At 66.6% G+C, this 9,335-nt stretch carries 6 protein-coding genes; 5 read left to right on the forward strand and 1 reads right to left on the reverse strand.

The genetic code is table 11. The features are described 5' to 3' along the window. Nucleotides 1-109 precede the first annotated feature (109 nt). The 5 genes from lpxC (at nucleotide 110) to AAC071_RS11305 (ending at nucleotide 7,312) form a co-directional block, all read left to right on the forward strand. Nucleotides 110-1,078 carry a UDP-3-O-acyl-N-acetylglucosamine deacetylase gene (gene lpxC / locus AAC071_RS11285; protein ID WP_339832565.1) on the forward strand — a complete coding sequence of 323 codons (969 nt, stop codon included), beginning with the start codon at nucleotides 110-112 and terminating at the stop codon, nucleotides 1,076-1,078. A 200-nt stretch (nucleotides 1,079-1,278) separates the two neighbouring features. Then, nucleotides 1,279-2,145 (forward strand): outer membrane protein assembly factor BamD, encoded by an 867-nt coding sequence (locus tag AAC071_RS11290; RefSeq protein WP_339832567.1) that lies wholly within the window; start codon nucleotides 1,279-1,281, stop codon nucleotides 2,143-2,145. Between the two features lie 22 nt (nucleotides 2,146-2,167). After that, nucleotides 2,168-3,850: a DNA repair protein RecN gene (gene recN, locus AAC071_RS11295; RefSeq protein WP_339832569.1), complete on the forward strand. Its 1,683-nt coding sequence runs from the start codon at nucleotides 2,168-2,170 to the stop codon at nucleotides 3,848-3,850. Between the two features lie 56 nt (nucleotides 3,851-3,906). After that, entirely contained in the window at nucleotides 3,907-5,979 is a 2,073-nt protein-coding gene (gene ligA, locus AAC071_RS11300) for an NAD-dependent DNA ligase LigA (RefSeq protein ID WP_339832579.1), read from the forward strand. Between the two features lie 100 nt (nucleotides 5,980-6,079). Further along, nucleotides 6,080-7,312 carry a GNAT family N-acetyltransferase gene (locus AAC071_RS11305; protein ID WP_339832571.1) on the forward strand — a complete coding sequence of 411 codons (1,233 nt, stop codon included), beginning with the start codon at nucleotides 6,080-6,082 and terminating at the stop codon, nucleotides 7,310-7,312. A gap of 114 nt (nucleotides 7,313-7,426) precedes the next feature. Here AAC071_RS11305 and AAC071_RS11310 read toward each other — a convergent pair whose 3' ends face one another. Beyond that, the gene (locus AAC071_RS11310) at nucleotides 7,427-9,241 is read right to left on the reverse strand and encodes an aminopeptidase P family protein (protein ID WP_339832581.1); all 1,815 of its coding nucleotides are present in this window, start codon (nucleotides 9,239-9,241) and stop codon (nucleotides 7,427-7,429) included. Between the last annotated feature and the right edge of the window lie 94 nt (nucleotides 9,242-9,335).

Genomic DNA, 9,335 nt, shown 5'->3' on the forward strand with positions numbered 1-9,335 from the left:
GATTTTGAGACGCTGTTAGAACCGGTCCGAAGTCAGCCAAATGGGGTGGCTGGACTTTTGGGGGGATTCTCAGGTGTTTCAAGTGCGTAAATCAGAGTTCGAAACAATCATGCTGGAGACGGTCCGGCGCCAGCGGCGCGCGGCAGCATTGCCGTATCCGCAGATGACGCTGGCGGCGCCGGTTGCGATCGAGGGTGCGGGTCTTCACAGCGGTGAAATCATTCGCATGACGCTGCGTCCGGCGGATGCCGATCACGGCGTCGTCTTCCGGCGCATCGACATCGAGGGCGGCCGCGACGCGACGGATATTCGCGCGCGCCACGACAATGTCGTCGAGACCACGATGTCGACCGTGATTGCCAATGCGGCCGGCGCGCGCGTCGGCACGATCGAACATCTGATGGCGGCGCTTGCGGGTCTGCGCATCGACAATGTGCTGATCGAGATCGATGGCGCGGAAGTGCCGGTTCTCGATGGCAGCGCCGAAGTCTTTGTCGAACGGATCGAGGCGACCGGCCTGACGGCGCTCGATGCGCCGCGCCGTGCCATCCGCGTTCTGAAGCCGGTCATTGTCGAAGAGGGCGGGAAGCGCGCCGCGCTGCTGCCCGGGGATGGCTTCCGGCTTGCCTTCGAGATCGATTTCGACAATCCGGTGATCGGCCGTCAGGCGATCGAAGCGGATCTCTACGATCCCTGCTTTGCCGATGACATCCTGCGGGCCCGGACCTTCGGCTTCCTGAAAGACCACCAGGCACTGCAGGCGGTCGGGCTCGGTCAGGGCGCATCGCTCGACAATGCGATCGTCATCGACGGCGACCGCATCCTCAACGAGGACGGCCTGCGTTATGAGGACGAGTTCGTTCGCCACAAGGTGCTGGATGCCGTCGGCGATCTGGCCCTGTCGGGACTGCCGCTGCTCGGCCGCTATGAAGGCACGCGTTCCGGCCATGCGATGAACAATCGTGTGCTGCGGGCGCTGATGGCAGATACGGCGGCCTGGGAAGTGGTCGATTTCGTCGAGGCCGCCGCGCCGGCCTATGCGGCCGAACGCGGACTTGCGGCGCTGCAGGCCGACTGAGCGCCGATCCCTCCGTCCGGCACCGAAATCCATCGAAATCCGGTCCTGATCCCGCCCTGCTGCTTGCCGGGCGGGTAGCGCGCCCGCTATGGTCTCGTGAGGCTTCTTGGGCTAGAAACAGGCAGGGATTGCCTCCCGTGCCGGGCGAATCGCGCCGTGTGCCGCCCTCCGGATTGTCGAACGAAATGGACCCTGCCAGCATGAGTTCTGCCCGCCTGTTCCCCTGCAATGCCGAAACCCGCTCCGGCCTCCGCCTGCGCCATGCGCTGACGGGCGCGGCGGTACTCGTCATTGCCGCCCTTGGCGGCTGCGCCAGCGACGAAGTTCCCTATGAGGAACGCGCGGTCGAGCAGATCTACAACAAGGCGATGGATCACATGGACGAAGGCCGCTACATCCCGGCGGCCAAGGAGTTCGACGAAGTCGAGCGTCAGCATCCCTATTCGGAATGGGCGCGCCGCTCGATGCTGATGAGCGCCTATGCCAACTACAAGGTCAACCAGTACGACGAGGCGATCCTCAATGCGCAGCGCTTCATTTCGCTGCATCCGGGCAACCGCGACGTGCCCTATGCCTATTACCTGATCGGCCTCAGCTACTACGAACAGATTTCCGATGTCGGCCGCGACCAGAAGATGACCGAGAACGCGATGGCGGCCTTCACCGAACTGGTGCGCCGTTTTCCGGCCAGCGAATATGCGCGCGACGCGCGGCTGAAGATCGATCTGACGCAGGACCATCTGGCCGGCAAGGAGATGGAGATCGGGCGCTACTATCTCAAGCGGCACGACTACATCGCGGCGATCAACCGCTTCCGCGTCGTGGTCGAGAAATACCAGACCACCACGCATACGCCCGAAGCGCTGGAGCGCCTGACCGAAGCCTATCTGGCGCTCGGCATCCAGACCGAGGCGCAGACGGCGGCGGCGATCCTCGGCTACAACTATCCCGGCAGCGAATGGTACGAAGACAGCTATGCGCTGCTCGCGGGCTATGGTCTTGAGCCGGTCGAGAACCGGGACTCCTGGATCAGCCGGGCCTGGCAGTCGGTCACTTCGGTCTTCTAGAACCAGCCATAAGGCGCGTTTGATGCTCGCCGCCCTGTCCATCCGCGACATCGTTCTCATCGATCGACTGGAACTGGCGCTCGAGCGCGGCCTGTGCACGCTGACGGGCGAGACGGGCGCCGGCAAATCCATTCTTCTCGACGCGCTCGGGCTTGCCATCGGCGCGCGTGCCGATAGCGGGCTTGTCGGGCAGGGCGTCGAGCAGGGCAGCGTCACCGCCGTCTTCGACGTGCCCCCGGCGCATCCCGCCCGCGCCATTCTCCGCGACAACGGTCTCGATGCCGAGGGCGATCTCATTTTGCGCCGCGTGCAGACGCGCGACGGCCGCTCGCGTGCCTTCGTCAACGACCAGCCGGTCAGCATCGCGCTGTTGCGCCAGCTCGGCGACGAGCTGGTCGAGATTCATGGCCAGCATGACGAGCGCGGACTGCTCGATGCCTCGGGGCACCGCGCGATCCTCGATGCCTTTGGCGGTCTCGAAGGCAAGGTCGCAGCGGCGCGCAAGCTGCATGCGGCGGCAGCCGAAGCGCGCGCGGCGCTGGCCGAACATGAGGCACTGCTGGCGCGCGCGAAAGCCGAACAGGATTATCTGACCCATGTCGTCGGTGAGCTCGACGAACTGGCGCCCGAGCCCGGCGAGGAAAGCGCACTCGCCGAAGAACGCACGCTGATGATGCATGCCGAAAAGATCGCCGGCGATCTCGTCGAGGCCGATGCGACGCTGAGCGGCGATGGCGGGCTTGAGGCGCGGCTCAATGTGGCGCTCCGGCGGCTGGCCCGTGTTGCCGAACAGGCCGGCGGGCGGCTCGACGGCGCCATCGCGGCGCTGGAGCGGACGCTCAACGAGGCGGCCGAGGCGCGCGACCGGATCGGCGAGGCGATGCGGGCGATGGAATTCGATCCGGCACGGCTCGAGCGATCCGAAACGCGGCTCTTCGCGCTCCGGGCGGCGGCGCGCAAGCATAATGTCCTGGTCGACGATCTGGCGGCGCTGGCCGACAGGCTGCGCGCGCAGCTTGCCGATATCGAAGGCGGCGAGGCAAAGCGCGTCGCGCTGGCCAAGGCCGCCGATGCGGCGGCTGCCGCCTATGCCGCGCATGCCCGCGCGCTGTCGGCCGAGCGGCAAAAGGCAGCGGCGAAACTCGACAGGGAAGTGGCGAAGGAATTGAAGCCGCTGAAGCTCGACAAGGCGCAGTTCAGGACGCAGATCGATGTGCTGCCGGAAGCGCAGGGCGGACCTGACGGCATCGACCGCGTCTCCTTCCTGATCTCGACCAATCCCGGCGCGCCTTTCGGGCCGCTGATCAAGATCGCCTCGGGCGGCGAGCTTTCGCGTTTCGTGCTGGCGCTGAAGGTGGCGCTCGCTTCGCGCGGCAGCGCGCCGACGCTGATTTTCGACGAAGTGGATTCGGGCGTCGGCGGGGCGGTCGCCGAAGCGGTCGGCCGCCGCCTTGCCGAGCTTTCCAGGGCCGCGCAGGTGATCGTCGTCACCCATTCGCCGCAGGTCGCGGCGCGGGCGCAGCATCATTTCCGCATTTCGAAAAGCGCCGGCAACGGCGCCACGAAAGCCGCGCGGCTCGCCACCCGCGTCGAGACGCTGGGCGCGGCCGAGCGGCGCGAAGAGATCGCGCGCATGCTGGCCGGTGCCACGGTCACCGAGGAGGCGCGCGCCGCCGCCGACCGGCTGATCGGGAGCCATCCGTGACAGGCGCCGGGCGCGACAGCGACGGCAGCGCCCTGAAGCCCGTCGACCATCTGACGATGGAGGAGGCGGCCGAAGAGCTCGAGCGGCTGGCCGCCGAGATCGCCGAACATGACGCGCTCTATTACCAGAAGGACCGGCCGCGCGTTTCGGACGCCGACTACGACGCCTTGCGCCAGCGCAACGAGGCGATCGAACAGCGCTATCCCGAGCTTGTGCGCGAGGACAGCCCCTCGCACCGCGTCGGTGCGGCGCCGGCCGAGGGTTTCGGCAAGGTCGTTCACAAGGTGGCGATGCTGTCCCTGTCGAACGCCTTCGACGATGCGGATGTGCGCGAATTCTGCGCGCGGGTCAGGCGCTTCCTCAATCTCAAGGAAGACGAGACGCTGGCCGTCACCGCCGAACCCAAGATCGACGGGCTTTCGGCGGCGCTGCGCTACGAGAAGGGGGAGTTCGTGCTCGGTGCGACGCGCGGCGACGGGCGCGAGGGCGAGAACGTCACCGAAAATCTCCGCACCATCGCCGATGTACCAAAGACGCTGAAAGGGAAAGACATTCCCGATGTCGTCGAGATCCGCGGCGAGGTCTATATGAGCCATGCCGATTTCGCGGCGCTCAACGAAAGGCAGAGGGACGCCGGCAAGTCCGTCTTCGCCAATCCGCGCAATGCGGCGGCAGGTTCGCTGCGCCAGCTCGACGCGAAGATCACCGCCAGCCGGCCCCTGCGCTTCTTTGCCTATACCTGGGGCGAGATGTCGGCGATGCCGGCCGGCACGCAATCGGGCGTCATCGAAGCCTTCGAAAAATGGGGTTTCACGGTCAACCCGCTGTTCCGGCGCTGCGAAAGCGTGGAAGAACTGATCGCCTTCTATCACGAGGTCGAGGAAAGCCGCGCCGGTCTCGGCTACGACATCGACGGCGTCGTCTACAAGGTCGACCGGCTCGACTGGCAGAACCGGCTGGGTTTCGTCTCGCGCTCGCCCCGCTGGGCGATTGCGCACAAGTTCCCGGCCGAGCAGGCGATGACGGTGCTGGAAAGGATCGAGATCCAGGTCGGCCGCACCGGCAAGCTGACGCCGGTGGCGCGGCTGACGCCGGTGACCGTCGGCGGCGTCGTCATGTCCAATGCGACGCTGCACAACCAGGACGAGATCGAACGTCTCGGCGTGCGGCCGGGCGACACGGTTGTGGTGCAGCGGGCGGGCGACGTCATTCCGCAGATCGTGCGCGTGGTCGAGGACAAGCCGCGCGGCAGGAAGAAGTTCGTCTTTCCCGAAACCTGTCCCGAATGCGGCAGCCATGCGGTGCGCGAGGTCAATCCGAAGACCGGCAAGATGGATGTCGACCGGCGCTGCACCGGCGGCCTTGTCTGCCCGGCCCAGGCGGTCGAACGGCTCCGGCATTTCGTGTCGCGCAACGCCTTCGACATCGAGGGCCTCGGCGAAAAGCAGATCGCGGCCTTCTTCGCCGACGGGCTGATCGCGCGGCCCGACGAGATCTTCACGCTGGAGGCGCGCGACAAGAAGAGCCTCAAGAAGCTGAAGGACCGCGAAGGCTGGGGCGAGACCTCGGTGCGCAACCTCTTCGCCGCCATCGACGCGCGCCGCAAGGTCGATCTCGACCGCTTCATCTTTGCGCTGGGCATCCGCCATGTCGGCGAAACCAATGCGCGGTTGCTGGCCCGCAGCTACGGCACGCTGGAGAATTTCGAGGCGCAGATGCGCGCCGCCGCCTCGCGCGAGGGGCCGGCCTGGGAGGAACTGATGTCGATCGACGGCGTCGGTGAGGTGCTGGCCGGGTCGATCGTCGATTTCTTCGACGAGAAGCACAATCGCGAGGTGCTGGCGGGCCTCAGCAAGGCCGGCGTCGAAGCGGTGCCCTTGCCGGCGCAGGAAACGGGCTCCCCCATTGCCGGCAAGACGGTCGTCTTCACCGGTTCGCTGGAGCGGATGACGCGGTCGGAGGCCAAGGCCCGGGCCGAGCAGATGGGGGCGAAGGTCGCGGGCAGCGTCTCGGCGAAGACCGACCTGGTGGTCCATGGGCCGGGGGCGGGCTCCAAGCTCGCCAAGGCACAGGAACTCGGGATCGAGACGATCACCGAGGACGAATGGATGGAAATGGCGGGCGCCTGAGCCGTTTTCGGCGTTGGCGGTCAGCCGTTCTTAACTTTGTCCGGGCGAAAATGCCGTGTTTTGCACGTGTCGGCCTCAGGGCCGGAAGCCCGGGAAAGCCATGGAAGCCTTGCTGATCCTGCAAGAGGCGGTGCTGTTCGACCAGTTGCTTTATGCAGTGGGGCTGGTCGGCGCGGCGTCGGCCGATGAGCGCGTCGAGGCGCCCGATTCGGGCATTGCCGTGACGACGCTGCGCACGCACGAAGCCGTCGAGGCGCTGGCGCCGGAATGGCGGGCGCTCGAGGCGCGCGCATCGGCTACCGCGACCGCCTTCCAGGCTTGCGACCTTCATCGGGTCTGGGCGCGGCATTTCTGCGATACGCGCACGGCGCTGCGCGTGGTCACGCTGCGCCGGAACGGCCGGCTGGTGCTGGTCTGGCCGCTGGCCGTGGGGCAGACGGCACTGGGCGGCGTCGCGGCCTGGGCCGGCGACCCGCTCGGGCAATATGGCGATGTCGTCGTCGAGGCCGGGCCGGCGCGCGACCGCTGGATCGAGGCGGCTTTCCGCGAAATCGGTGCCTGGGGCGATGTTTCGTTTCTGCATCTCTGCGGCGTGCGCGCCGACAGCGCCGTTGCGCGCTGGGCCGGAAAGCGCGGCCGCCGGATCGGCGTCACGCAGGAAGCGCCGGCGCTCGATCATTCGCCGTTCGAGAATGCCGCGGCCTTCGCAAAGGCCGGCTGGCCGCAGGCGAAGCGCAACATCAAACGCATCAAGAAGCTCGAAAGCATGGGCGGCATGAATTTCGAGATGATCGGCCCGGGCGAACGCGCGCAGGCACTGGTCGGGGCCGCTTTCGGCTTCAAGCGCGCATGGCTCGACCGGCAGGGCCATTTCGGCCGCGCCTTCATCGATACGCGGCTCGAAGCCTGCCTCACCGAACTCGCCGGCAATGCCGGCTTGCGTTCCGGCCTCGTCGTTTCGCATCTTTCGGTCGGCGGGGAGACGGCAGCCATCGAGATCGGATTCCGTCACGGCGGTACCCATTACGCCTACATGGGTGCCTTCGCACCGGACTTCGCCAAACACAGTCCGGGCTTCGTCGTCACCGAACTGACGATCCGCTCTTGCGTCGAGGCGCCGGATGTCGGCGAATACGATCCGCTGCCGCCCGCCGACGATTACAAGCTGGCCTGGTCGAACCGCCGCGTCAAAGTGCGCGACTATGGCTTTGTGATCGGCTGGCCGGGCTTTGCGGCCTTCCTCTACGCCGCCCGCCTGCGCCCCGCCGCCAAGGCGCTCTATGCGCGCCTGCCGCTGAAGCTGAGGCAGGGCTTGCGGTTCTCCAGAAAATAAAAATTCTTCGTCATTGCGAGCGAAGCGAAGCAATCCAGCAGCGGCAGGCGCCGGGTTTGCGGCTCCTGGATTGCGTCGTCGCGCTCACGCGCTCCTCGCAATGACGGTGAAACTCTAGATCGCCCGCGTCGCCGTCTCCAGCCAGGCGCGCGTCTCCGCGTCGAGCCCGTCCGCCAGCGCTTCGCGGACGCGGGCGTGATAGGCGTTGAGCCACGCCACTTCCTCTTCCGTCAGCAATGCCTTCTCGACCAGCGCGAGGTCGATCGGCGCCAGCGTCAGCGTTTCGAAACCCATCATCGGGCGCTCGCCGCCCTCGACGGCGGCCGGCGGCGTCACCACCAGCAGGTTCTCGATGCGGATGCCGAAGCCGCCGGGCTTGTAGTAGCCGGGCTCGTTCGAAACGATCATGCCGGGTTTCAGCGGCTGGTGGCCCATTTTCGAAATGCGCTGCGGCCCTTCATGTACGGACAGATAGGAGCCGACGCCATGGCCGGTGCCGTGGTCGTAGTCGAGGCCCGATTTCCACAGCGCCATGCGCGCAAAGGCATCGAGCTGCGCGCCGGACGTGCCTTCGGGGAAGCGCGCCGTCGCAATGCCGATATGGCCCTTCAGCACGCGCGTGAAGCGGTCGCGCTGTTCGGCATCGGGCGTGCCGATGGCGACCGTACGCGTCACATCCGTCGTGCCGTCCATATATTGCGCGCCGGAATCGACCAGAAAGAGTTCGCCCGGTTGCAGCGGGCGGTTGGTGCCCTCGGTGACGCGGTAATGGACGATGGCGCCGTTGGCGCCCGCGCCCGAAATCGTGTCGAAGCTCAAATCCTTCAATTCGCCGCCTGCCGAGCGGAAACCTTCGAGCCGCTGCGCCGCTTCGATTTCGTCGACGCTGCCCTTGGGCGCCTCGCGCGCAAGCCAGGCGAGAAATTTCGTCAGCGCATGGCCGTCGCGCAGATGCGCGGCGCGGGTGCCGTTGACCTCCGCCTCGTTCTTGCAGGCCTTCGGCAGCTCGCAAGGGTCGGTCCCGCGCTTCACCTCGGCGCCGGCATTTTTCAGCCGGTCGTCGATCCATGAAGCACAGGTTGACGCGTCGACCAGCACGGTCTTTTTCTTGCGGCCGAGTTCGTCGAGTGCGTCCCCGAGCTCGTCGCGCGGGCGGATGCTCACCACATTGCCGAGATGGGCGCGCGCCGCATCGTCGAGCTTGCGTTCGTCGATGAAGAGTTCGGCGTGGCCGTCCTCATGCAGCAGGGCGAAGGAGAGCGGCAGCGGCGTATGCGGCACGTCGGCGCCCCGGATGTTGAACAGCCAGGCAATCGAATCCGGCATGGTCAGCATGGCGGCGTCGGCATCGGTGCTCATCAGGTCGGAGGCCAGCCGTTTGATCTTGTCGGATGCGGCTTCGCCCGCATAGTCGAGCGGGTGGGGCGCGATTTTCGCGGTCGGCGGGTCGGGCTGGTCGAGCCAGATCGTGTCGAGCGGATTGGCGTCGACCGGCACCAACAGGCCGCCGGCCTTCTCGGCCGCTTTCCTGAGCCGCGCCACCGCGTCGATCGTGTGCAGCCAGGGGTCGTAGGCAAGCCGCGCGCCCTTGGGCAAATTCTCTTCGATCCAGCGCGACGGCGGTTCCTCGATCAGGTGCTGCGGCACGAAGGTGTCGATATCGACCTGGCCGCGCACCTGCAGCGTGTAGCGCCCGTCGATGAAGATCGCCGCCTTGTCCATCAGCACAATGGCGAGCCCCGCCGAACCGTTGAAGCCGGTCAGCCAGCGCAGCCGTTCGGCATGGGCCGGCACATATTCGCCCTGATGCTCGTCGGCGCGGGGGATCAAAAACCCGTCAAGCCCGCGCCGCTTCAGTTCGGCGCGCAGCCGCGCCGCGCGTTCGATGCCAAGGGCCGGGTTTGCGGTGTCGTCGAAGGTCTGGAACATGGAATGAATGTAAGTTGCGCCGGGGGCGGGGGCAATGGGGTGACCTGAGCCCCAAGTTTCATCCAGTTGGAAGTAGAGTCTGTTGAACATTTGA

This window comes from uncultured Parvibaculum sp., from assembly GCF_963975745.1.
Lineage (GTDB): Bacteria > Pseudomonadota > Alphaproteobacteria > Parvibaculales > Parvibaculaceae > Parvibaculum.